This is a genomic window from Pseudoxanthomonas sp. F11 (assembly GCF_037046485.1).
Lineage (GTDB): Bacteria > Pseudomonadota > Gammaproteobacteria > Xanthomonadales > Xanthomonadaceae > Pseudoxanthomonas_A.
On sequence record NZ_JBANLZ010000001.1, the window covers coordinates 1,065,123 to 1,089,744 of the forward strand.

Genomic DNA, 24,622 nt, shown 5'->3' on the forward strand with positions numbered 1-24,622 from the left:
ACATCGCGACCGCGACGAAGACTCACGCGTGGCCGGTGGCGGCGCGGCTCTCCTGCAGCAGCACGGTGACCAGGCGGATGCGCACGGTCGAACGCGACCACACCATGCCGATCCGGCGTGGTTCGCTGGGCAGCGGCAGCGGGATGCGCACCAGGTCCAGGCCTTCCGGCCAGGGCTTGGCCCAGTCGGGCACCAGCGATACGCCCAGCCCACGGTCCACCATCACCGCGATGGCGTTGAGTCCGTTCAGTTCGAACCGCTCGCGCGGCACGATGCCGGCGCGGCGCAGGTAGTCGTCCGCCACGCGCCCGCCCCACTGGTTGCGGTCGTAGCGGATCAGGGGTTCGGTGCGCAGCAGTTCGTGCGGGTCGCGCCCGGCCAGGCGCGCCGGCGCGATCATCACCAGCGGCTCCTCGCGCAGCAGCTGCCAGTCGCAGGTCTTGGGCAGGTTGTACGGCGCCTGCAGCACCACGGCGGCATCCAGTTCGCCCGTTTCCACCGCGCGGTTGAGCTCGGCCGAGTAGCCCGGCCGGATGTAGACGTTGATCTGCGGGAAGGCATCCACCATCCGCGCCAGGATGTCCGGCAGCATGCCCGCCAGCGCGGTGGGGCAGGCACCCAGGCGGAGTTCGCCGGAGACTTCGCTGTCGTTGGCGACGCTGCGCATGTCGGCGACGTCGCGCAGCAGGTCGCGGGCGCGCTGCAGGATGCGCGAACCCTCTTCGGTCAGGCTGACGGTACGGCCGGCGCGCGCGATCAGCGGGGCGCCGAGTTCGCGCTCCAGCGTACGGATCTGCTGCGCCACCGCGGCCGGCGTGATGTTCAGCACGCGCGCGGCCGCGGCCATCGAGCCGCGGTCGGCCACCACCACGAAGGTATTCAGGAACTGGGTATCCACGCGTCTCCCCTGTCGCCCTCAGGCTACACGAGCCGACCGGTGGCGGCGACAGGACCGATGGCCCATGCGCTCACTCCAAGGCGGCCACCGCATCCTGGCGATGGATGGTCAGGCCCTGCAGCGATTGCGCGGGCGGCGGAAACAGCCAGCTGGCGGCGTAGCCGATGACGATGCACAGCAGGATGGAGATGCCCAGGTAGAAGTACGGGTGCACCAGGTCCATCGACCAGACCAGCAGGGTCAGCGTGATGCTGCCGCCGATGCCGATGGCCACACCCTGCGCGTTCGCACGGCGGGTGAACATGCCGAGCGTGTACGCGCCGGCGAAGCCGCCGCCCAGCAGGCCCGCCAGCTCGATCGACACGTCGAACAGGGAATGGATGTCGTAGCGCGACAGCAGCAGCGCGATGCCGATGCCCGCCAGACCGACCAGCACGCCCATGATTTCCGCGAACAGCACGCTCTTCTTCGGCGTCGGGTTGCGGGCCAGCTTCTCGTAGAAGTCGACCGAAGCCAGCGTCGACACGCTGTTGATGATGCTGGACAGCGTGGACATGGCGGCGGCGAAGATGCCGGCGATGATCAGGCCGGTGACGCCCATCGGCAGTTCCGCCGCGATGAACAGCGGGAACGTGGCGTCGATCGGCAGCAGCGGATTCATCCGCTCCGGGTGCGACTGGTAGTACACGTACAGCGCGGTGCCGATGGCGTAGAAGAAGAACCCGCCGGGAATCATGATGGCCGCGAAGGTCCAGATGGAACGGCCGGCCTCCTTGTCGGACTTGGTGGACAGCACCCGCTGCATCAGCACCTGGTCCTTCGGGAACGTCAGCACCACGTCGAACAGCACCAGGAAGATGAACCCCCAGACGGTCGCCTTGGTCAGGTCGAAGCTGAAATCGAAAAGCCGGGTCTTGTCCTCGGCCATCGCCACCTGGACGAACTCCGGTACGCCGCCGTTGAGGTGGTAGATGATGAAGCCGATGGCGAAGATCGCGCCGCCGAACATCACGAAGACCTGCACGAAGTCGGTCCAGATCACCGCCTTCATGCCGCCCAGCGTGGTGTAGAGGATGGTGAACACTCCCATGATGAGGATGCTCCACACCACGTCGATGCCGGTGATGGTGGCGATGGCCAGCGCCGGCAGGAACAGGATCACACTCATCCGGCTACCGATCTGCATGGCAATGCACAGCGCGCTGGCCAGCATGCGGATGGCCGGATGGAAGCGTTTCTCCAGGTAGGAGAACACCGACATCAGGTCCAGCCGGCGCAGCAGCGGCACGATCCACACCGCGACGAACATCAGGCCGAGCACCGCGATCAGGTTGTTGGTGAGGTACTGCCAGTTGGTCTCGAACGCCTTGGCCGGAATGGCGATGAAACTGATGGAACTGGTGTTGGTGGCGTACAGGCTGACGCCTGCGGCCCAGAACGGGATGCTGCGTCCGCCGACGAAGAAGTCCGCCGTGGAGGCCCGCTTCTCCTGCAGGTAGAAGTACAGGCCGATGCCGACCATGGCCGCCAGGTAGACCACGATGACCAGCCAGTCCAGCCACTTGAGCAGGTAGGTGCTGCCGACCAGCGCCACCGTGCGCAGGGCGCCGGTGCGGGCGTCCACGCCGGCCACACCGTCGCCCCACGCCGTCATCGAAGCGGGCAGTCCCCCATCGGGCGGATCCAGCTCGGCCCACGCGCCGGTGATGGTGTGGAAGGTGGCGAGGCGGGCCGCCGCCGGATCGTCGCGGGACTGCAACGCATACAGCACGTGCGCCTGGCCCACCGCGCGCGCGGGGCCGTCGGCGACCAACTTGCCCGGCACCGGCGGCAACATCCGCCAGCCGCCGTCGCGCGACCACCGCCACAGGACATCAGCCACCGCGCCGGACACGGTGGTCATCAGTTCGCCACGCTGCGCGACCAGCGAAGCGGGCACGCCCGTGCCGGGCCAAGGCGGCAATACCTCCCAGGGCGCCGAGTCCGTGGTCACCGCACGACGCAGGAACAGCACATGCCCGGCACCATCCTGGCCGGACACATACAGCGTGTCTCCGCCTTCGGCGACCTGCACGTGCCGCAGGTGCCGCGGGAAAGGAGGCAGCGCGCGCCAGACCAGCGTATCGCCGGTCCGCGATGCGCGCTCCAGGCCGGCCATGTCCGTACCGTCGCGCGTGCGCTGCAGTCGATAGAGGCGTCCCTGCGCGGCGTTGCGCCACGCGCCCTCGCCCGCGGACACGGGCGGCACCCGCAGCGGACGCCAGCGCGCGCTTGAGGGGTCCCACCGCGATACGCCGGCACCGCCCGCCGCCAGGAGGGTGCCGTCAAGCGTATACAGGCCCTGCACCGGTTCCGATGGCGCGGGCAATGTGGACGCGGTCAGCCGCGTCAGGCTCTCGGCGATCGCGGGATTGCATGCCGTCGCCAGCACGACCAGCATCAGCAGGCACACCGCATGCGACGCGCGCCACCCATGTCCTCGCTCCCGGGATCGGGCCGTTGCGCCCTGCATCAATGCTGCTCCCGGTCCAGTGTGGCCAGGATCGCCCGCGCGCGCGCCAGGAAGGGCGCATCCACCATCCGGCCATCGACGGCGAACGCGCTGCCGTCCGCCGTCGCCGCGCCGACGATGCGACGGGCGGCTTCGATCTCCTCTTCCGACGGCGAGAAGGCCGCATTGGCCCAGGCGACCTGGCGCGGATGCACGCAACTCTTGCCGGCGAAGCCCAGCGCACGCGCCGAGTGGGCCTCGGCCATGAAGCCCGCTTCGTCGTCCAGCCCGGGGAACGCGGCGTCGTAGGCGAACACGCCGGCTTCCGCGGCCGCCATTCGCAGCGCGTACTGTGCGGCGTGCACATTGCGCAGGTCGGCACGACGGATGCCGTGCGGTTCGAACAGGTCGCCCAGGCCCAGTTGCAGGCCGCGCACGCGCGGATGCGCCCGGCCGATCTGCGCGGCATGACGCAGGGCGCGCGGTGTCTCGATGTTGACCAGCAGGCCGACGGCGCGGCGCAGGCCCAGCTGCAGCTCGACCGCTTCGATCTCGCCGATCGCCTGGCGAAGCTGTTCCACCGATTCGATCTTGGGCAGGTTCAGCAGGTCGATCTCCAGCGGCAGGATCGCGCGCAGATCGTCTTCCCAGCCCGAGGTGTGCCAGGCATTCACCCGCACCACGACCTGCTTGTCCGCAGCGCGGTGCGGTACGCCGCGCAGGAAGGCGGCGACCTGCGTGCGCGCCGCGCCCTTGTCGTCGCCGGCCACGGCATCTTCCAGGTCGAAGGACAGCATCTCGGCCGCGCTCGCCAGTGCCTTGGCGAACAACGCGGGCCGGTTCCCGGGGACGAACAGCTTGCTACGCATGGACGGCACTCTTCATGCCGCGCAGTCTGCGGGAATCGTGCGGAGGGCAAAGCCCGTGCGGGCATTTTCAAACGATAGTTTTTCCTGCGTCCGAAGATGTCGCAACGCAGCATTCCCTGCATTCCGGACCGATCAGCGCTTCACGTCCAGCGCGTTCTCGCCCAGCAGCGCATGCACGTCGTCCGCACCCACCAGGTTGAAGTCGCCCGGCAGCGAGTGCTTGAGGCAGGCCGCCGCCACGCCGAAGTTCAGGGCTTCCTGCGCCGACAGGCCCGTCAGGCCGCCGTGCAGCACACCCGCTGCGAAGGCATCGCCGGTGCCGATGCGGTCGACGATCGGCGAGACGTCGCGCGCGGCCGTGGAATACAGCGCACCATCGCGCACGGCCGTGATGGCGGAGATGACATGGTGGTCCACGCTGCGCTGCACGCGCACGGTGGCCGCCATCTGGCGCAGGTGCGGAAATGCCTGGAAGGCCGCGGCCGCGCCGGCAGCGAAGCGCTCCTGCGGGGTCGCCTGCGGGAACTCCAGGCCCAACACCACCTGCAGGTCGCGATGGCTGGCGAACAGCAGGTCGGCCTCGGCCATCAGACCGCGCAGGATCGTGGGCGCGTCGCCCCCCCAGGCCTCCCACAACTTCGGCCTGAAATTGCCGTCGAACGAGACCTTCGCTCCGGCAGCGCGGGCCGCCCTGACCGCCGTCAACACGCCGTCCGCCGCCCGCTGGCCCAGCGCGGGCGTCACGCCGGAGACATGCAGCCAGTCCGCGTCCGCCAGCCGTGCAGGCCAGTCGTGTGTGCCGCCGCCCACGCGCGCGAACGCCGAGTCCGCGCGGTCGTAGAGCACCTCGCTCGGGCGCTGGATCGCCCCGGGCGTGAGGAAGTACAACCCCATGCGTCCCGCGGCCAGCTGCACGGCGCGCGTATCGACACGATGCCGGCGCAGTTCGCCGAGCGCGGCTTCGCCCAGTGCGTTGTCGGCGACCACGCCGACCATGCGCGCGTCATGGCCCAAGCGCGCCAACGACACGGCCACGTTCGCTTCCGCGCCACCGACGTGGACATCCAGCACCGGCGACTGCAACAGCATCTGGCGGCCGGGTGCGCCCAGCCGCAGCAACAGCTCACCAAAACAGACGATCGTTCCCATTTCCCCTCTCCTCCCGTACGTGGATGCCGCGTGCGCCCGTCGTCCGGCCTTGTCCATGGGACAAGATAAACCTGCTCACCTGACAGTTGTTGTTGCAGCGCACACTCTGTTAGCGTTGTTTTTGACCAGCGGTGTCATTTTATCAGCCGGCACGGTCTGGAAGGGAAGAAACAGCGGTTTTTGCCAACAAAACAGTCGCAGCACGCGGCCATGGTCCCTTGAGGAGGGGAGAACATGCCAGTCAGTCACCAGAACCGGAAGACACCGGTTACCTTGCTTGCCGTCTCCATCGGCCTGGCGTTGCAGATGAGCGCAGTCGCCCATGCCCAGGACGCGGCGCAGACCACGGGCTCCGGTCAGGCCACTCCGGCGGAAGGAACCGTCGACACGCTCGATACCGTCAGCGTCACCGGCTACCGCGCCAGCGTGGAGAAGGCCCTCGACATCAAGCGCGGCGAGGCCGGCGTGGTCGATGCCATCGTCGCCGAGGACATCGGCAAGTTCCCCGACCTCAACCTGGCCGAGTCGTTGCAGCGCATCCCGGGCGTGGTGATCACCCGCGAAGGCGGCGAAGGCCGGCAGATCTCTGTGCGCGGCCTGCCGCCCGACCTGACCCGCGTGCGCATCAACGGCATGGAGGCGTTGACGACCGTCGGCGCCACCGACCAGAACGGCGGCACCAACCGCAGCCGGGGCTTCGACTTCAACGTCTTCGCCTCCGATCTGTTCTCGCAGCTGATCGTGCGCAAGACGCCGTCGGCCGACGTGGAAGAAGGCTCGCTGGGCGCTACCGTAGACCTGCGTACCGCGCGACCGTTCGACTATGACGGCTTCACCTTCACCGCCAGCGGCCAGGCCAGCCATAACGACCTAGGCGGCAAGACCGACCCACGGATAGGCGCGCTGATGGCCAATACCTGGGCGGACGGCACGTTCGGTGCCCTGCTGTCGGTCGCCTACTCCGAGCGTCAGGCGCTGGAAGAGGGCTCCGGCACCGGCCGCTGGGCGCAAGGCACCAGCAATGGCAACTTCAGTGCCGCTTCACCGTTCGCGGCAGCGCGAAGCGCCGATGTCTACCATCCCCGCTTCCCCCGCTACACGTTGATGGAACACGACCAGAAGCGCACAGGCGTGGCGGCATCGCTGCAGTTCAAGCCGAGCGATCGCACCCAGTTCGCCCTGGATGCGCTGTATTCCAAGATCGATGCGGTGCGCGACGAGAAGTACATCGAAGCGATCTCGTTCAGCCGCAGCGGGACGGGCAAGCCGGAGACCGTCGTCCGTGACGGTGTCATCGAGAACGGCGCACTGGTCTACGGCCTGTTCGATGACGTCGATATTCGCTCCGAAAGCCGTCACGACGAGTGGAACACGGTGTACACCCAGCTCAACTTCGAAGGCGAGCACGAGTTCACCGACAATTTCAAGGTCACCGGCAAGATCGGCACCTCCAAGTCGGAGCACGAGAACCCGATCCAGACGACGATCATCATGGACAAGCTGAACGTCGACAACTACAGCTACGATTACCGCAACGATCCCTACAAGCCCGTCCTCAACTACGGCATCGACCCGACCGATCCGAACGGCTGGACACTCGCCGAGATCCGCATCCGTCCGCAGTATGTGACCAACGAGTTCGACAATGCGCAACTGGACTTCAACTGGAACATCAGCCCGGGCTTCCGCCTGAAGGGTGGCGTGCAGGCGAAGGACTACAGCTTCTCCACCCGCGAACTGCGCCGCTCGACCGAAAACGTGAACGCTGTGCCGTTCTTCCCCGACGGCACGCGTATCGTGCCTGCAGACCTGACCGAACAGGCCAGCCTGAGCGGCGTGAACGGCTCTCCTGGCACGTGGGTGATCCCCGACTACCGCGGCATCGCCGACTTCTACGACATCTACAGCAACAGCGGCCCGTTCGCGGTCAGCGAACGTGCGGTCAACACGCGAAGCGTCGAAGAAAAGGACCGGGGTGTCTACCTGATGGGCGAGTTCTCCGCCGATCTGGGCACCATCCCGCTGTCGGGCAACTTCGGTGTCCGCTACGTGCGTACGAAGCAGAGCTCAACCGGCATCGCGACCGCCAGCGGAACGCCCGTCGCCACGACCGTGAGCCGCGAGTACAGCGACACCCTGCCGTCGATGAACCTGGTGGCGGAGATAACGCCGGACTTCCTGATCCGCCTGGGTGCAGCGAAGGTGATGTCGCGCCCTGGTCTGGGGTCGCTGACGCCCGGTGTGACGGTCAACGTCAGCGGTGGTGCCCGCACGGTCAGCGGCGGCAACCCCAACCTGGATCCCGTGCGCGCCGAGACCGTCGATCTGGGCTTCGAGTGGTACTTCGACGAAGGGGCGATGTTGGGTCTTGGCCTTTTCTACAAGGACATCGACGGTTTCGTGCAGACCACGCGCGAGGTGCGCAGCTACGCCTCCAGCGGGCTGCCCGCCAGCCTGCTCGATGGAACAGGGGCGACTGTCAACGATGACTTCGTGTTCAGCGTGCCGGTGAATACGCCCGGCGGCAAGGTGAAGGGCCTGGAGGCCACGTTCATCCAGCCGTTCACGTTCCTGCCGGGCAAGTGGGCCAACTTCGGCACGCAGTTGAACTACACGTATGTCGACACCGAGATCCAATACGTCAACAGTGCCGGCGTCAATGTCCTGCAGGCGCCATGGACAGGCATGTCCAAGCACTCGTGGAACGCGACGCTCTACTACGAAGGCGAGCGTTTCTCCGGTCGCGTCTCGGCCACCAACCGCGATGATTACCTGCTGCAGGTCCCGGGCACCGAAGCTGGCTACAACTTCACTGGCGTGCACGGACAGACCGGCACCACCACCATCGACGCCGCACTGCGCTACAAGCTCAACGACCACTTGGAGTTGAGCCTGGAAGGCATCAACCTGACTGACGAAGCGCAGGAGTCTTGGGTAGAAAACGCCAACGGCCAGCTCCCGCTGGACTACAGCCAGACCGGCCGCCAGTACCTGCTGGGCCTGCGCTACAAGTTCTGATGCGTTGACGATCCTGCACCTCGCCAGGAGGTGCACTGAAGCCCGGCCGCCTCTCCCGGCCGGGCTTTTTTATGGCCGCAACCGCGATCACGGCGCGGAAGCGATTTCATCACCGGCCTGTCCGCAGGACATTTTTTCAATCGAATCAACCGCTTGTTGTTGCAGCGCACTCTCTGTTAGCGTTTTTGACTAGCGGTGTCATCTACGGGTGCCGCACAGGAATATCTGGGGAATTCCACGCCGTCCGCAATGCGACGGCCCATCACGCAAATCATCGACCGCCCTTGGGAGGGGATGTCATGACCCACTGTCCGAATCGTCGGAAGACACCGGTTACCGCACTCGCGTTCTCGATCGCCGTCGCACTGCACGCGCCTTCGTTTGCGCAGACGCAGGACACTCCCGCCACCGCCATGCCCGCCCCTACCGAGCTCGATCGCATCGAAGTGGTCGGCACGTTCCGCGCCAGCCTGGAAAAGGCACTGGAGGAGAAGCGCTACAGCGCCGAACAGATCGATGCCGTAGTCGCCGAAGACATCGGGAAGTTCCCGGACCTCAACCTCGCCGAAGCGCTGCAGCGCATTCCCGGCGTGGCGATCGATCGCGACGCCGGCGAAGGCCGTTCGATCACCGTGCGCGGGCTGGGCCAGGACTTCACCCGCGTGCGGATCAACGGCCTCGAAGCGCTGGCAACCACAGGGGGTACCGACAGTTCGGGCGGCGCCAACCGCGGCCGGGGCTTCGACTTCAACGTGTTCGCATCGGAACTCTTCAGCAAGCTGACGGTGCGCAAGACGCAGTCGGCGCAGGTGGACGAGGGGTCGCTGGGTGCGACCGTCGACCTGCGCGGCGCACGTCCGTTCGACTACGAGGGCTTCACCAGCACCGTGACCAGCCAGGTGGGTTACAACGACCTGTCGAAGCAATGGGACCCGCGCTTCTCCGCGCTGATCAGCAATACATGGGCCGACGGCAGGTTCGGCGCCCTGCTCTCCGCCGCTTACAGCGAGCGGAACCTGCTGGAGGAGGGCTACAGCGCGGTCCGCTGGGACAACGGCGCCTCGTCCAACGGCTTCTGCAGCCCGGTCGGCTACACGCCGCAGAACAACACCAACAACAGCGGACGCGGCACCACCGCGCTGAACTGCTCCACCGGCAACCCGCGTCCGGCCAACACCCAGGCCAACAACGATGCCTACCGACTGGCCTCTGCGACGACCACCTTCCATCCGCGCCTGCCGCGATACGGCCGCCTGACGCATGAGCAGGAGCGCCTCGGCGTCACCGCCGCACTGCAGTTCAAGCCCAGCGACAGCACCCTGCTGAGCTTCGATGCGCTGTACTCCAAGCTGGATGCAACGCGCCAGGAGGACTTCCTGGAGACGATTTCGTTCAGCCGCTCGAACGCGCAGGGCGGCAAGTACGAGACGCACGTGCTGCAGGCGGAAGTCGATGCGCGGGGCAACCTGGTCTATGGCGTGTTCGACAATGTGGACGTGCGTTCGGAATCGCGGTTCGACGAACTGTCCACGGAGTTCAGCCAGTACAGCCTGAGCCTGGAACAGGACATCACCGATCGGCTGACGCTCAATGCGATGGTCGGCACCTCGACGTCCGAGTTCAGGAATCCCGTGCAGACCACGGTGACCTTCGATATCCAGAACCTCGATGGCTACAGCTGGGACTATCGCGGCAACAGCCGCCTGCCGGTGATCACCTACGGCAACCTGGACGTGACCAGTCCCTCGGCCTGGCGCTGGATCAGCAGCCCCGCCGCGAATACCACCGGATCGGAGATCCGCATCCGCCCGCAGGGCGTGGACAACAGCTTCGACACCGGCAAGCTCGACCTGGACTTCGCCATCAACGAGACCTTCACGCTGCGTGGCGGCCTGTCGTACAAGAAGTTCCAGATGGACACCTGGGAGTTCCGTCGCGCCAGCGAGACTTCCGTGCCTGCGCTGCCCGCCGGCACGACACTGACCGATCTGTCCACGCTGGTCACCGGGTTCGGCCGCGGCCTGGACGGTCGCGGCCCGGGCGCCTGGCTCATTCCGGACCTGCGCGCGATCGCCGGCCTGTTCGACATCTACTGCAACTGCAACACCGGCGTACCCGGCGGCGACTTCACGCTCAGCAGCATCACCAATGGCAATGCGCGCGGCAACAACCGCAGCATCGGCGAAGAAGACGGTGGCGGCTACCTGCAACTGGACTTCAACACGGACCTGATCGGCCGCCCGCTGCGCGGAAACGTTGGCGTGCGCTATGCAACCACCGACATCGATGCCAGTGGTTATACGTCCGTCGGTGGCGGCAGTCCGGTCACCGTGAGCAACGACTACGAGGACTGGCTGCCCTCGCTGAACCTCGCCTGGGACGTCACCGACGAACTCGTGCTGCGCTTCGGCGCCGCCAAGGTGATGGCGCGGCCGCAGTTGGGCAATCTGTCGCCCGGCGCCGGTGTCACCACGACCGGCACGCCGAACATCCGCGTAGGCAACCCCTACCTGGACCCCTTCCGCGCGAAGACGTACGACATCAGCGCGGAGTGGTATTTCGCCGAGGATTCGGTGTTATCGCTGGCCGTGTTCTATAAGGACATCGAAACCTACATCCAGGAACTGCGCGAAAACATCGCCTACCGCGATACCGGCCTGCCGCTGGAGTGGGTGCCTTCGACATTCTGGGACGTGCAGTTCGACGTGCGCACGCCGATCAACACTCCCGGCGGGCCACTGAAAGGCTTCGAACTGAACTACCAGCAGCCGTTCTCGTTCTTGCCGGGCGGATTTCGCCACTTCGGCGTGCTACTCAACTACACGCACGTGGAATCGGACATCGACTATGCGGTGCCGGGCTCCTTCCCTGTGACCTACATCGCCAACGACCTGGTCAACTTGTCGCCCGACTCCTACAACGCGACGATCTACTACGACAACAACACGTTCAGCGCGCGTGTGTCGACCTCGTTCCGCGACGACTACCTGCAGCGCGTGCCCGGGCAGAACAACAACGACGTGGAAGGCAAGCGAAGCGCGCGCAGCGTGGACGTCTCGATGTCGTACAAGTGGAACAAGCGGTTCACGCTCACCTTCGAAGGTCTCAACCTGACGGATGAGTTCAACGACCAGTACGTGGATTCCGTAGGCGATCGCGCCTCGGTATACCACCACACGGGCCGGCAGTACTACGTGGGAGCGCGGTTCAGCTTCTGAAGCGCGCGGGCGGACGTCCGAGGGGACGTCCGCCGCGCCTCGGCGGCCCCGCGATGGCCTGGCTCCTGCGGAAACGCGCGACCGCGGCGCATGACCCGACGCTTTGACGCGACCCCACGCCCGCCACGCACGCGAACCGGCAAACAGAAGGCCCGCCGACAGGCAGGCCTCTCTGGCAGCCTGTGGCCTGCGCCGGAACCGTGCCCCTCAGCGGAGCGGCTCTCCCCGCGGATAGTGGCCGGAGGTCGGCTCCATGGTGTCGAGATTCCATTCGCTCTCCACGAACGGCTTGCGCGCCTCTTTGTACTGGGGATACCCGCCCACCTGCTCCTGGCTGTCGATGATCTCGCCCCGCCCTTCGATGACGTCGGCGACGATGCGTCGGTCGATCAGGTCGCGGTTCCAGGGCGTGGCGCCCACATTCTCGATTACGGCGTCCTGTACCTGCGCGGACGGCAGCAGCGTGACGCCGAACGGCAGCGCCGGCGCGGTCTTCGCGAGATTGATCTTCACCGGCGCCGTTGTGTAGCGGCCGGTTTCCTGGATGCTCTTGTTGCCGATGCGATCCACCACCAGGTTGTCCTGCGCATACAGGTCGAGGTCGCCCGAGCCCCCGATCATCAGGAAAGCGAGCGGCTCGGTCGATCTTCCGGCGCGCATGACATTGCCCCGCACCACCATCTGGCCTTTCGAATAGGGATGGCCCAACCATTCTTCCGCGATCAGGTTGTAGTGGATGGCGCGCTGGCCGGGGTTGTAGATCAGGTTGTTGATCACCTGGCCGCGCGCCCCGCCCTTGAACAACGGGCTGCGCTCATAGTTGTGCGCGTACAGGTTGCCGACGATCAGCACGTCGTTGACGTGGTCATGGATCAGCGAGCCTTTGGAGTGCTCGCCCTTGGGATGGGTGGCGTTGGCCAGGCCTTCGCTGACGATGTTGTTGCTGTAGGTGATCCGGCGCGACGCATTGGCCATCCATTCGGCCTCGTCCTCGCCGTGGAAACGCGTGCTGGAAGCGCTCAGGTTCTCATCCGTGGCCCAGGTGAGCGAGCAGTGGTCGACGATCACGTCGTGCGCGCCGCGCACGGTGGTGATCGCGTCGATGTCGCCGGAGCGCTTGGGCATGCCGCCGTCGCCCGGCCGGATGCGCAGGTGGCGGATGACGACGTCGTGGGTGGCGATGGTCAGGCCCCCCTTGATGATCGTCACGCCGGGATGCGGCGCGGTCTGGCCGGCGATGGTCAGGAACGGCTGGTCGATGCGCAGCTCCTTCATGCCCAGGTCGATCACGCCACCCACCTCGAATACCACGATGCGCGGCCCTTGGGTGCTGACCGCTTCCTTGAACGAGCCCGGGCCGTCAGCCGCCAGCGTGGTCACGCGCACGATCTTCCCGCCGCGTCCACCCGGCGTATGCGCCGCCGCGCCCTGGGCGCCGGGAAACGCGACCGGGCGGGTATCGGCGGCCTGCACCGGCGCCATGGCCAGTGCCAGCAACAGGGCCAGCCCGCGGCTCAGCCCGCGGGCACGTGCCCGCTTGGGGAAACGGTTGTGAAGCATTGGCTCCCTCCCAGGAGTGGATCGACGCATCGTGGCATCGGGATGGATTTTGCGGCAGTGCACATTGTCAATGACACCGGTTTACCATATACAGGCCGTCAACCTGCGCTGTCACTCGGCAGTGCAACAAAACCCAGCGGGGAGAGCCCACTTGAGTAACGACCCAAACGCCCTCGCCGACGCGCGTTCCGCGGCGCCCGCACTGGCTGCCATCGCGGACGGTTTCGTTGGCGCGCGCCGCCAGGGCCGGGCGTTGTCGGGATTTCCCGGCGACGTACCCGACGACCTGGTCACCGCGTATCGCGTGCAGGATCTGGCCATCGCGCAGTGGCCCGACCGCGTGGTCGGGTGGAAGGTGGGCTTCATCGCACCGGAGCGACGCGACAGGTCCGGCGACGAACGCCTGCTGGGCCCGATCTTCGCGCGCCAGTTGCAGATGACTACCGGTGGCCAGGCTGCGTTCGAAGTGTTCTCCGGCGGGTTCGGCGCGGTCGAAGCCGAATACGTCCTGCGTCTGGACACGGATGTGTCGACGGAAAAACACGACTGGACGCCCGAGGAAGCCGCCGCCGTGCCTTCTACGCTATTCATCGGCATGGAGGTGGCCAGCAGCCCGCTGGCGACGATCAACCAGCTCGGCCCGCGCGTGGTCGTGTCGGACTTCGGCAACAACAACGGCCTTGTGATGGGCGCCGAGATCCCGGGCTGGGCGAGTCGCAGCGATGCATCCCTGACCTGCACCACCTCGATCGACGGCCGCCAAGTCGGCCAAGGCGGCGCTAACACGCTGCCCGGCGGCCTGCGTGCGGCTTTCGCCTTCGCACTGGCGCGCTCTGCCCGCCGCGGCCGTCCGCTCAAGGCCGGCGACCTGATCGCCACCGGCAACGCGACCGGTATTCACGACATCCTGCCGGGGCAGCGTGCGCGCATCGAATTCGACGGGCATGGCAGCATCGAGGCACTTGCCGTGGCGGCGACCCCGAAGGACGAAGGAGACTGGCGCGCATGATGAATCGTCGTCGCTTTCTGGGCACCGGTCTGGGTGCTGCAGTCGCCTTGCCGCTGGCGGGCGGCCGCGCCTTCGCCGACGGTGGCCGGCACGTGCTGACGGCAACCGACGTGCACGTGAAGGACTACCCAACCGTCGAAGCGGTACGCTGGATCGGCGAGACGATGGCGCGCGAGACCGGTGGACGGGTGACGCTGCGCCAGTACCACTCCGGCCAGCTGGGCCGCGAGTCCGAGGCCATCGACATGGCACGCTTCGGCGCCATCGACATGACCCGCGTGTATGCCGGCGCACTGAACAACGCCTTCCCGCTGACCCAGGCCCTGTGCCTGCCCTACGTGTTCGACTCGGTACCGCACATGCGCCGGGCGATGGACGAGGGCGTCGGGAAAGCGGTGATGCAAGGCTTCGCCAAGCGCGGCCTGGTCGGCTTGGCCATCTACGACTCGGGTGCGCGCTGCTTCTACAACACCAAGCACGCCATCCGCGTCCCGGCGGACCTGCATGGACTGAAGATCCGCGTACCGGTGTCGGACATCTTCATCCGCATGCTGCGCCTGTTCGGCGCCAATCCGACGCCGCTGTCGCTGGGCGAAGTGTTTTCGGGGCTGGAGACGCGCATGATCGATGGCGCCGAGAACAACATCCGCAGCTTCCATTCCAGCCGGCATTTCGAGGCCGCGCAGTACTGGTCGCAGACCAACCATTCCTACGCACCGGACGTGCTGCTGGTGTCGCAGCGCACGCTGGATGGACTGCTGCCTCGCGACCGCGAACTGCTGATCGAAACCGCCCGCCAGTCGGTCGGAGTGATGCGCACACTGTGGGATGCATCCGAAGCGAAGGCGCGTGAAGCGGTCTTCTCCGCGGGCGTGCAGCACAACGAAGCGGAGCTTTCCGCCTTCGCGCGCGCCTCGCAGCCGCTGCTGTCCGAATACCGCAAGGACCCGGCGATCGACGCCCTGTACCGCCGCATCCGCGACCTGGCCTGAGACCCGATGATGTCCGAAGCAGACAACGCCTCCCCCCAAACGCCGCTGCAACGCGGCATGGACCTGCTGTCCAACATCGCCATCGGCGTGGCGGTGGCCGCCCTGCTTGGCCTGGTGGTCGTACAAGGCTGGCAGGTCGTCGCCCGCTACGTGATCAACGACTCGCCCAGCTGGACCGAGCCGGTGACTGTCCTGCTGCTCACGACGGCCATGAGCCTGGGTGCCGCCGCCGGTGTGCATACCCACCGCCACTTCGGCTTCTTTCTGCTGGCCGATGCGGCCGGTCCTCGCCTGAAGAAGGCGTTGCATGCGGCTTCGCCGCTGGTGATCGCCGTGATCGGCGCGGTGATGGCCTACTGGGGCGGGGTGCTGCTGCTGGACGGTCTGGACATCCGCATCGCCGGTGCGCCGATGCCGCAGAGCATCGGTTACCTGCCGCTGTCGATCGGCGGGCTGCTGATGGTGGTATTCGCCCTGTATCGACTGCTCCTGGTGCTGCGCGCGCCGCCGACCGACGAGGCCCGCTGACCCATGGCGATCACTCTGCTTTTCTCGATCTTCGCGATCCTGCTGCTGATTGGCGTACCCGTGGCCTACGCGCTGGCCGCCGCTTCATTGGCTACGCTGCTCTACCTGGACCTGCCCAGCATCGTGCTGGTGCAACAGATTTCGTCGGGTACCGGGTCCGCGTCGCTGATCGCCATTCCGCTTTTCATCTTCGCCGGCGAGATCATGCTGCGCGGGGGAATCTCCGAGCGCCTGATCAGCCTGGCGGCCTCGCTGGTGGGGCGCCTGCGCGGCGGCCTTGGCCAAGTGAGCATCCTGTCTTCGCTGTTCTTCGGTGGCGTATCGGGCTCGGCCATCGCCGACGTGTCGGCGGTGGGCGGGACGATGATCCCGCAGATGGTCAAGCGCGGCTACGACCGCGACTTCGCCGTCAACGTCAGCATCACCGCCGCATTGGTGGCGCTGCTGGTGCCGCCTTCGCACAACCTGATCCTGTTCTCGGCGGCGGCCGGCGGTGGCCTCTCCATCGCCGACCTGTTCGCGGCAGGTATCGTGCCGGCGCTGCTGATGACGGTGGTACTGATGTTCACCGGCTGGGCCGTCGCCCGCAGGCGCGGTTACGGCACGGAGCCGTTTCCCGGCATGCGGGCGGTCTTGCTGCGGCTGGTGGCGGCGCTGCCCGGTCTCGGTCTGGTGGGCCTGATCTTCTTCGGCATCCGCGCCGGCATCTTCACGGCGGTGGAGAGTGCGGCCATCGCGGTGGTGTACGCGCTCCTCGTCACCGGCGTGCTGTACCGCCAGCTGTCGCTCAAGGAGTTCTTCGCCACCGTGACGCATGCGGCACGCACCACCGGCGTGATCCTGTTCGTCATCGCCACCGCCGCGGTGTTCGGCTGGCTGCTGGCCTATCTGCAGGTGCCCGCGGCCGCGGTCGAGGCGTTGCAGTCGATCGCCCACAGCAAGTACACGGTGCTGCTGCTGATCGTATTGGTGCTGCTGGTGTTGGGTACGTTCATGGACCTGGCGCCAATGATCCTGATCTGCACGCCGATCTTCCTGCCGGTGGCGCGGGCCTACGGCATCGACCCGATCCACTTCGGCCTGGTCCTGGTGCTGACGGGTGGCATCGGCCTGGTGACACCACCGGTGGGATCGGTGCTGTTCATCGGCACCGCGATCGGCAAGATCAGCATCGCACAGAGCATGCGCACGATCTGGCCGTTCTGGCTGGCAGGGCTGGCGGTGCTGCTGGTGGTGGCCCTGTTCCCCGAACTGTCGCTGTGGCTGCCGAAGGCGCTGAAGGGATGAGATGCGTGCGCCTGCTCGTGGCAGGTCTGGCCTGCGTGCTGGCGCCGGTGGCGGGTGCCGGAGCCGTACCGGTGCCCTCGCTCGCCGGTTTCGAGGACGCCATCCATCATTGGCGCAACGTGCACGGCGATGCCTATCCACGTTACGCACCGGACCAGGTGGCGTCGATCGCCGACAACATCCTGCGCTACCAGCGGACCGATGGCGGGTGGGTCGAGAACCAGGATCCCGCCCGCATCCTCGACGATGCGGAAAAGGCGCGTGTCCAGGCCGAAGCGACGAAGTCGGGCGGCAGTTTCGACAACCGCAACATCTACACGCAGCTCGACTATCTGGCCACCGCGTATGCGATCACCGGCGACGCCCGCTATCGCGACGGCAGCCTCAAGGGCATTGCGTTCACACTGACCCAGCAGATCCCCGCCTGCGGCGGCTGGCCGCATACGGTGCCGGCCACGCAGTCCTACCACCCGCACATCACCATCGCCGACGACGTGACCGCTGGCGTGCTGGGAACGTTGCGCAAGATCGTGTCCGATACCCGCCGCTATGCGTTCGTCGATACGGCCCTGCGCGCCCGCGTGCAGGCGGCCATCGATGCCGGCGATGCCTGCCTGTTGCGCCTGCAGGTACGGCAGGGCGACACGCCCGCCGGCTGGGCGGGCCAGTACGACGCCCGAACCCTGCAACCCGCGCAGGGCCGCAGGTTCGAGCTTCCGTCGATCGCCGCCCAGGAAACCGTCGGCGTGGTCCGCTACCTGATGTCGATCCCGGATCCGTCCCCCGCCGTCGTGGCGGCCGTGGACGGCGCAGTGGACTGGCTGCGCCGCGTGGAGATCACCGGTTGGCGCATCGAGACCTTCCAGGCGCCGGCGGAACAGTTCCAGTACCACCGCAGTACCCAGGATCGTCGCCTGGTCGCTGATCCGTCCGCTACCGGCCTGTGGGCGCGCTTCTACGACGTGAAGGACAACAGCGTGGTGCTCGCGACGCGGGACAGTCGGCGCGTCGCACGCTATGAAGACATCCCTCGCGAGCGCCGCACCGGCTACGAGTGGTACGGCAGCTGGCCGAGGCGGCTGCTGTCGCAGGAATACCCGCAATGGAAGGCGTCGCGCCCGGCCACGCCCTGAGGAACTCCCGCATGTCGTTCACCCGATTCTTCGCCGCTGCCCTGTCCCTGTGCGTCGCCTTCGATGCGCTTGCGGCCGATGCCGCGCCCCCGGCCTGGAAGCGCGGCATCGAGCACCAGCGCCAGGCCGATCTCGGCGATGGTACCTTCCTCAATCCGGTGCTGGCGGGCGATCGTCCCGATCCGTCGGTGCTGAAGGATGGCGAGGATTACTACCTGACGCTGTCCTCGTTCACCGCGTATCCGGGACTGCCGCTGTGGCATTCGCGCGACCTGGTCAACTGGCAGCCGATCGGCCATGCCATCACCAAGAACGTCGGCTCGATCTGGGCGCCCGACCTGGTCAAGCACGCGGGGCGCTACTACATCTACTTCCCCGCACGCGTCGGTGGCACCGAGTCGCCACGACGCAGCAACTTCGTGGTGTGGGCGGACGACATCCGCGGACCGTGGAGCGAACCCATCGACATCGGACTGCCGGGCCACATCGACCCCGGCCATGCGGTGGGTGAGGACGGCAAGCGCTACCTGTTCCTCAGCGCCGGCGACTACGTGCAGCTGGCCGACGATGGGCTGAGCACCGTGGGCGAGGTGAAGCATGTCTACGACGGCTGGCGTTATCCGGAATCGTGGGACGTGGAGGGCTATGCGCAGGAAGGTCCGAAGATCACCTTCCGCAACGGCTGGTACTACATGATCACCGCGGTCGGCGGCACGGCGGGGCCGCCCACCGGACACATGGTGATCGTCGCTCGCTCGCGCTCCATCCACGGACCGTGGCAGAACGCGCCGAACAATCCTGTGGTGCGTACCACCTCGCGCGAGCAGTACTGGTGGTCGCGCGGGCATGCCACGCTGGTGGAAGACGCCGCCGGACAGTGGTGGATGATGTACCACGGCTACGAGCGCGACTTCTGGACGCTGGGCCGGCAGGCGCTGCTCGATCCCATCGAATGGACGGACGACGGCTGGTTCGTCGCCAGGGGCGGCGACCTGAGCCGGCCGTTGCGCAAGCCCGCGGGCAAGGCGCTGTCACCGCACGGGATGGCACTGTCGGACGATTTCCGCGGCGGCAGGCTGGGGCCGCAATGGGCGTTCTACGACCCCGCACCGGGGGAGTTCGCCCGCCTTGGCTTCGGGGATGGCGTGATGTCACTGCAGGGCAAGGGCACCTCGCCGCGCGACAGCTCGCCGCTGGGCATCATCGCCGGCGACCTGGCCTACCAGTTCGAGGTCGAGATGGAGGTGGAGCCCGGTGCCCAAGGCGGCGCGCTACTGTTCTACAACGATCGTCTGTATGCCGGCGTAGGCAGCAATGGCGAGCGATTCGTGATGCACCGCTACGGCCTGGAGCGTCCCGGCACACTGGCGCCGAGCGCCAAGGGCGGCAGGCTGTGGCTGCGGGTCAAGCATGATCGCCACATTCTCACGATCCATACCAGCGCAGACGGCAAGGCCTGGACCAAGTACCCCGTCCAGATGGAGGTCTCCGGCTACCACCACAACGTGGCGGGCGGCTTCCTGGCCCTCAAGCCATCCCTGTACGCCGCCGGGCAGGGCAAGGTGCACTTCCGTAATTTCCGCTACCGCGCGCTGGACTGACCCCCAGCCGCTAGAATCCCACCGACCGACGAACGGACCCGTACCCACGCCATGCCCGCGCGCAAGAAGCCCGAAAGCCCCGCCTCCCTGCCCACCGGTGGCAAGGCTGCGACCATCAACGACATCGCACGGCTCTCCGGCGTCTCGAAGAAGACGGTATCGCGGATCATCAACCACTCGCCGCTGGTGCGTAAGGACACGCGCGAGAAGGTCGAGGCGCTGATGCGCGAGGTCGGCTATTCCCCCGATCCGATGGCGCGCGGCCTGGCGTTCCGGCGCTCGTTCCTGATCGGCATGGTCTACGACAACCCCACCGCGCAGTACATCGTGAACATGCAGTACGGCGCGCTGGATGCCCTGCGCGACTCCGGCTTCGAGCTGGTGGTGCATCCCTGCGACAGCCGCAGCCCCGGCTACATCGACGGTGTGCGCCGTTTCGTGCAGCAGCAGAAGCTGCACGGCGTGATGCTGGTGCCGCGCGCCTCGGAAGACCAGGCGCTGGCCGACATGCTGGCGGAGATCGGCTGCCGCTACTCGCGCATTGCGTCGGTTTCGATGGACGAGCCCTCGCGCATGGTGGTCACCCACGACCGCGACGGCGCGGCCGAAGCGGCCGAGTACCTGCTCTCGCTCGGCCATACCGACATCGCACTGATCACCGGCCCCAGCGCGTACCGCTCTTCGATCGAGCGCACGGACGGCTTCATCCAGGCACTGGCCAAGCGGGGGCTGGAGATACCGAAGTCGCGCATCATCGAAGCGGGCTACACCTTCGAATCCGGTGTGGTCGCGGCCGAGAAGCTGCTGTCCGGCAAGAACCGCCCCACCGCCATCTTCACCGGCAACGACGAGATGGCCGCCGGCGTGTACAAGGTCGCCATGCGCGCGGGCATCAACATCCCGCGCCAGCTGTCGGTGGTGGGCTTCGACGACAGCCCGCTGGCCTCGCGCCTGTGGCCGTCGCTGACCTCTGTCCGCCGCAACACCCGCGACACCGGCCGCACCGCGGCCGCCATGCTGATCCAGCCCGAGGGCACACCGATGCTGGCCGCCGCCAGCATCCGGCCGCATCTGGTCATCCGGGATTCTTCGCAGCCGCCGGAGTAGCGCGGATAGAAGGCGGGGAACAGTGAATAGGGAATGATCGCTCCCTGAGACCTACGGTGCCCGGAGAGTCCCAGCGCGCGACGCCCTCCCCGCCCCACATCCCCCGATTCCGCACTCCCTGTTCCCCCTCCACCCCCTGCCGCACCGCAAAATGACACCGGTTACCAAAAGGCCGTAGAATCGCCCACGACCTATCCCGACGCCCCGCTCCACGGGCGTCCGCACCGACGGAGCCCCGCCCATGTTCTGCAAGACCTACCACGCCACCCACCCGGACATGATGGACGGCGCGAGCAACGACCAGCTGCGCGACCGCTACCTGATCGGCAACCTGTTCGTCGCCGACACGGTGCAGCTGAACTACTCGCACAACGAACGCTTCGTGATCGGCGGCGCCGCCCCGGTGTCGAAGAAGGTCGACCTGCCGCGCCAGACCGAGCCCGCCTCGGCCGCCGGCAAGCCGTTCCTGGAACGCCGCGAGCTGGGCGTCATCAACGTCGGCGGCGGCGCCGGCAAGGTCACCGTCGACGGCACGACCTACGCGCTGGGCCCGAAGGATGGCCTGTACGTGGCGATGGGCAGCACCGACGTGGCGTTCGAATCCGATGACGCGGCCAACCCCGCCAAGTTCTACCTGACCTCCACCCCGGCGCACGCGCGCTTCGAGACCAAGCAGCTCTCGATCAAGGACGCCGTCGCACTGGAGCGCGGCGCGCTGGAAACCAGCAACGAGCGCACCATCTACCAGTTCATCGTGCCGGCCACCTGCCAGTCCTCGCAGCTGCTGCTGGGTCTGACCGTGCTGAAGACCGGCAGCGTGTGGAACACCATGCCGCCGCACCTGCACGACCGCCGCAGCGAGGTCTATTTCTACTTCGACCTGGGCGAGAACGACCGCGTCTACCACTTCATGGGCGAACCGGACGCGCAGCGCCACATCGTCGTGCAGAACGACGAGGCCGTGGTCTCGCCGCCGTGGTCGATCCACATGGGCTCGGGCACCAGCAACTACGCCTTCATCTGGGCGATGGGTGGCGAGAACCTGGACTACACCGACATGCACGTGCTGGACATCTGCCAGCTGAAGTAAGCGACGTCGTGTAGAGCCGAGCTTGCTCGGCTGCACCGCCAACCGAATTCGACACCACGCGCAGCGGAGCACGCTCCGCTCCACCCGCAGCGCACCACACCGAGGGAATCCACGATGGCAAGCAATCCGTTCAGTCTCGAAGGCAAGATCGCGCTGGTCACTGGCGCCAATACCGGTTTGGGCCAGGGCATCGCCGTGGCATTGGCGGAAGCGGGCGCCGACATCGCCGCGGCCGGCATCGTCGAAGCGGCGGAGACGGGCGAGAAAGTACGTGCGCTCGGCCGCCGTTTCCTCAACCTGGAAGCCAACCTCATCAGCATCGACCCAGTCGAGCGCCTGGTGAAGGAAACCGTCGCCGGCCTGGGCGGACTGGACATCCTGGTCAACAACGCGGGCCTGATCCGCCGTGCCGATGCGGTGGACTTCAGCGAGAAGGACTGGGACGACGTGATGAACGTCAACATCAAGTCCGCGTTCTTCATGTCGCAGGCCGCGGGCCGCCACTTCATCGCGCAGGGCAGCGGCAAGATCATCAACATCGCCTCGATGCTGTCGTTCCAGGGCGGCATCCGCGTGCCGTCATACACGGCCAGCAAGTCCGGCATCGCCGGCATCACCCGCCTGCTCGCCAACGAATGGGGCGCCAAGGGCGTGAACATCAACGCCATCGCGCCGGGCTACATGGCGACCGACAACACCGCGCAGCTGCGCGCGGACGAAGACCGCAACAAGGCCATCCTGGACCGCATCCCCGCCGGTCGTTGGGGCGAGCCGTCCGATCTCGGCGGCACGGCGGTGTTTCTGGCTTCGCGCGCGTCGGACTACGTCAATGGCGCGGTCATCCCCGTCGATGGCGGATGGCTGGCGCGCTGACGCGCGCCTGCGCACGGGATGACGCAGGAGCGACGTCAGTCGCGAAATGAGCATCCCGATCCGTCGTCGCGACTGACGTCGCTCCCGCAGGGGCATGGAGAAGACTGCCGATGGTGCGCATGTTCATCTTCGTGGCGATTTTCGCCTGCTGTGCGCCGATGGCGGCCGGAACGCCGCCGCGCCAGGTCTTCATCGCTGGCGATTCCACGGCCAGCCACTATGGCCCCGAGCGCGCGCCCCGCGAGGGCTGGGGCCAGCAGCTTCAAGGCTTCCTCGACGACGACGCCTACGTGGTCCGCAACCATGCCCAGAGCGGACGCAGCTCACGCAGCTTCATCGCCGAGGGCTGGTTCGACGGCATGGCGAAGGACATGCGTTCCGGCGATGTGCTGCTGATCCAGTTCGGCCACAACGACGAGAAGATCGAAGACCCCAGCCGCTACAGCGAACCGCAGCGCGCGTTTCCCGAATGGCTGATGCGTTACGTGGAGCTCGCCCGAGCAAAGGGCGCCACACCGATCCTGGTAACGCCGGTCGCGCGCCGCAAGTTCGACCATGGGCAGCTGCTCGACACGCACGGGCTGTACGCGCAGGCCGTGCGTGATCTTGCGTCGCAGGAGAACGTGGGTCTGATCGACCTCACGGCGTTGAGCATGGACTGGTTGCGCGCGGCCGGCGACGAGGCCAGCAAGGCGTACTTCATGCATGTGCCGGAACAGGGCCAGCAGGACGACACCCATTTCCAGCGACGTGGCGCGGTGATGGTGGCGTGCCTGGTGATGCGAGGCTGGAAGCAGATCGATCCTGCGCTCGCGGCGCACGTGGTCCGCGATGCGGATTGTGGTGCACCGGCCACCGCGCTGGCCGACCGCAAGGCGCAGCCGAATCCATCCCTGGTCGTGCACGAACACGACATCGCCGTGCAGCAGCCCGGCCCGCACGGCGGCGCGGGAACCACCACGGCCTACCCGTTCTTCCGCGATGCGCCGGCGCTCGGCTTCGAGTTCCGCAAGCGGGTGCTGCACAAGGGCGCCGGCATTGGCCTGCACCAGCACCACAAGGACGAGATCTACTATGTGCTCGCCGGACGCGGCGTGTATGAGCTGGATGGCACCGCGCAAGCAGTGCAGGCCGGCGACGCCATGCTGACCCGTCCCGGCAGCACCCACGCCATCCGCCAGGACGGCGAAGAGGATCTGGTGCTGCTGATCATGTACGGGAAGAAGCAGGAATGAGTAGAGAGAAGTGAGGAGTGAGCAGAAACGCGACTCCTCACTCCTCACTCCTCACTCCTCTCCACTCACTCCTCGTCCTCAGGCGCCGGCCGGTCCCACCGACGGTAGGTCGCATCCAGCGCGCTGCGCAGTCGCCGGTACTGGGGACTGCCCGGCTCGGCCTGAAGACGACCCGCTACCGCCTTCCAGCCGCCCTCATGGTCGCGCGACCATTCGCGCACAACGGCACGGCACGGCTGGCCGACGATCTGCGCCAGCGCGCAGGCCATGAAGATGTCGCCGGCGGTCCAGTCGGGCTGCTGCTGCATCGCTTCCACGTACGCACGCGGTACGGCGTAGTAGCGCGCCATCTCGTCGGCGAAGGCGGCGGGGTAGCGCGCGGCGTACTCGTTGATGTCGGCGAGATGCCGATCCAGCGCGGCGTCGCCTGTCGCAGGCGCGTAGGCCACCGCGTCCTGCGCACCAGTGGGCACGATGGCGACCAGACAGGCCAGCAAGATCAGGACGGGCAGCGCGCGCTTCATGCCGCCATTGTGCCGCAGCGCCGTCGCGCACGCTTCATCG

General features: G+C 66.9%; 17 protein-coding genes and 1 pseudogene. 12 read left to right on the forward strand and 6 right to left on the reverse strand.

Translation table 11 applies throughout. The annotated features are described in order from the left end of the window. Window positions 1-22 precede the first annotated feature (22 nt). From V8246_RS05175 to V8246_RS05190, 4 genes are all read right to left on the reverse strand, one after another. Window positions 23-898, reverse strand: coding sequence for a LysR family transcriptional regulator (locus V8246_RS05175; protein WP_336188202.1), 876 nt, complete (start codon window positions 896-898; stop codon window positions 23-25). Window positions 899-968: 70 nt separating this feature from the next. Beyond that, on the reverse strand, window positions 969-3,338 hold the full coding sequence (locus V8246_RS05180; protein ID WP_336188203.1) for a sodium:solute symporter: 2,370 nt from the start codon (window positions 3,336-3,338) through the stop codon (window positions 969-971). A gap of 71 nt (window positions 3,339-3,409) precedes the next feature. Further along, window positions 3,410-4,258, reverse strand: a complete 849-nt coding sequence (locus tag V8246_RS05185) for a CoA ester lyase (protein WP_336188204.1) — start codon at window positions 4,256-4,258, stop codon at window positions 3,410-3,412. 132 nt (window positions 4,259-4,390) lie between these two features. Further along, a complete protein-coding gene (locus tag V8246_RS05190; protein WP_336188205.1) occupies window positions 4,391-5,407 on the reverse strand; it encodes a sugar kinase in 1,017 nt (338 codons plus the stop codon). Window positions 5,408-5,641: 234 nt separating this feature from the next. Between V8246_RS05190 and V8246_RS05195 the strand changes: the two genes are divergently transcribed. Together V8246_RS05195 and V8246_RS05200 are read left to right on the forward strand one after the other, a co-directional pair. Then, window positions 5,642-8,425, forward strand: coding sequence for a TonB-dependent receptor (locus V8246_RS05195; protein ID WP_336188206.1), 2,784 nt, complete (start codon window positions 5,642-5,644; stop codon window positions 8,423-8,425). Window positions 8,426-8,724: 299 nt separating this feature from the next. Beyond that, window positions 8,725-11,643, forward strand: coding sequence for a TonB-dependent receptor (locus tag V8246_RS05200; RefSeq protein ID WP_336188207.1), 2,919 nt, complete (start codon window positions 8,725-8,727; stop codon window positions 11,641-11,643). A gap of 207 nt (window positions 11,644-11,850) precedes the next feature. Here the strand turns inward: V8246_RS05200 and V8246_RS05205 are convergent, their stop codons facing one another. After that, entirely contained in the window at window positions 11,851-13,203 is a 1,353-nt protein-coding gene (locus V8246_RS05205; protein WP_336188208.1) for a hypothetical protein, read from the reverse strand. Between the two features lie 151 nt (window positions 13,204-13,354). Between V8246_RS05205 and V8246_RS05210 the strand changes: the two genes are divergently transcribed. The 10 genes and pseudogenes from V8246_RS05210 (at window position 13,355) to V8246_RS05255 (ending at window position 24,058) form a co-directional block, all read left to right on the forward strand. Next, the gene (locus V8246_RS05210; protein ID WP_336188209.1) at window positions 13,355-14,212 is read left to right on the forward strand and encodes a 2-keto-4-pentenoate hydratase; all 858 of its coding nucleotides are present in this window, start codon (window positions 13,355-13,357) and stop codon (window positions 14,210-14,212) included. After that, window positions 14,209-15,204, forward strand: coding sequence for a TRAP transporter substrate-binding protein (locus V8246_RS05215; protein ID WP_336188210.1), 996 nt, complete (start codon window positions 14,209-14,211; stop codon window positions 15,202-15,204). The genes V8246_RS05210 and V8246_RS05215 overlap by 4 nt, the downstream gene beginning before the upstream one ends. 9 nt (window positions 15,205-15,213) lie before the next feature. Then, window positions 15,214-15,732, forward strand: coding sequence for a TRAP transporter small permease (locus tag V8246_RS05220; protein ID WP_336188211.1), 519 nt, complete (start codon window positions 15,214-15,216; stop codon window positions 15,730-15,732). A gap of 3 nt (window positions 15,733-15,735) precedes the next feature. Continuing rightward, on the forward strand, window positions 15,736-17,019 hold the full coding sequence (locus tag V8246_RS05225; protein ID WP_336188212.1) for a TRAP transporter large permease: 1,284 nt from the start codon (window positions 15,736-15,738) through the stop codon (window positions 17,017-17,019). Window positions 17,020-17,024: 5 nt separating this feature from the next. Continuing rightward, entirely contained in the window at window positions 17,025-18,152 is a 1,128-nt protein-coding gene (pelA, locus tag V8246_RS05230) for a pectate lyase (RefSeq protein WP_336188213.1), read from the forward strand. A gap of 95 nt (window positions 18,153-18,247) precedes the next feature. Further along, window positions 18,248-19,753: pseudogene (locus V8246_RS05235) on the forward strand (family 43 glycosylhydrolase); the annotation flags it as partial. A 51-nt stretch (window positions 19,754-19,804) separates the two neighbouring features. Further along, complete coding sequence (locus V8246_RS05240) at window positions 19,805-20,860, forward strand: LacI family DNA-binding transcriptional regulator (RefSeq protein WP_271250692.1); 1,056 nt, start codon at window positions 19,805-19,807, stop codon at window positions 20,858-20,860. Window positions 20,861-21,101: 241 nt separating this feature from the next. Further along, window positions 21,102-21,950, forward strand: a complete 849-nt coding sequence (gene kduI / locus V8246_RS05245) for a 5-dehydro-4-deoxy-D-glucuronate isomerase (protein WP_313220496.1) — start codon at window positions 21,102-21,104, stop codon at window positions 21,948-21,950. Window positions 21,951-22,064: 114 nt separating this feature from the next. Further along, on the forward strand, window positions 22,065-22,823 hold the full coding sequence (gene kduD, locus V8246_RS05250; protein ID WP_162108084.1) for a 2-dehydro-3-deoxy-D-gluconate 5-dehydrogenase KduD: 759 nt from the start codon (window positions 22,065-22,067) through the stop codon (window positions 22,821-22,823). A gap of 119 nt (window positions 22,824-22,942) precedes the next feature. Further along, window positions 22,943-24,058, forward strand: a complete 1,116-nt coding sequence (locus V8246_RS05255) for a cupin domain-containing protein (RefSeq protein WP_336188339.1) — start codon at window positions 22,943-22,945, stop codon at window positions 24,056-24,058. Window positions 24,059-24,123: 65 nt separating this feature from the next. On the opposite strand, the gene V8246_RS05260 is transcribed toward V8246_RS05255, so the two are convergent. Further along, on the reverse strand, window positions 24,124-24,582 hold the full coding sequence (locus tag V8246_RS05260; RefSeq protein WP_336188214.1) for a hypothetical protein: 459 nt from the start codon (window positions 24,580-24,582) through the stop codon (window positions 24,124-24,126). Window positions 24,583-24,622 lie beyond the last annotated feature (40 nt).

Coding starts and splice junctions, on each gene's coding strand:
- V8246_RS05260 (WP_336188214.1), bottom strand. CDS start 24,582: ATGAAGCGCGCGCTGCCCGTCCTGATCTTGCTGGCCTGTCTGGTCGCC.
- V8246_RS05255 (WP_336188339.1), top strand. CDS start 22,943: ATGTTCATCTTCGTGGCGATTTTCGCCTGCTGTGCGCCGATGGCGGCC.
- V8246_RS05180 (WP_336188203.1), bottom strand. CDS start 3,338: ATGCTGGTCGTGCTGGCGACGGCATGCAATCCCGCGATCGCCGAGAGC.
- V8246_RS05195 (WP_336188206.1), top strand. CDS start 5,642: ATGCCAGTCAGTCACCAGAACCGGAAGACACCGGTTACCTTGCTTGCC.
- V8246_RS05240 (WP_271250692.1), top strand. CDS start 19,805: ATGCCCGCGCGCAAGAAGCCCGAAAGCCCCGCCTCCCTGCCCACCGGT.
- kduI (WP_313220496.1), top strand. CDS start 21,102: ATGTTCTGCAAGACCTACCACGCCACCCACCCGGACATGATGGACGGC.
- kduD (WP_162108084.1), top strand. CDS start 22,065: ATGGCAAGCAATCCGTTCAGTCTCGAAGGCAAGATCGCGCTGGTCACT.
- V8246_RS05215 (WP_336188210.1), top strand. CDS start 14,209: ATGATGAATCGTCGTCGCTTTCTGGGCACCGGTCTGGGTGCTGCAGTC.
- V8246_RS05225 (WP_336188212.1), top strand. CDS start 15,736: ATGGCGATCACTCTGCTTTTCTCGATCTTCGCGATCCTGCTGCTGATT.
- V8246_RS05200 (WP_336188207.1), top strand. CDS start 8,725: ATGACCCACTGTCCGAATCGTCGGAAGACACCGGTTACCGCACTCGCG.
- V8246_RS05205 (WP_336188208.1), bottom strand. CDS start 13,203: ATGCTTCACAACCGTTTCCCCAAGCGGGCACGTGCCCGCGGGCTGAGC.
- V8246_RS05185 (WP_336188204.1), bottom strand. CDS start 4,258: ATGCGTAGCAAGCTGTTCGTCCCCGGGAACCGGCCCGCGTTGTTCGCC.
- V8246_RS05220 (WP_336188211.1), top strand. CDS start 15,214: ATGTCCGAAGCAGACAACGCCTCCCCCCAAACGCCGCTGCAACGCGGC.
- V8246_RS05190 (WP_336188205.1), bottom strand. CDS start 5,407: ATGGGAACGATCGTCTGTTTTGGTGAGCTGTTGCTGCGGCTGGGCGCA.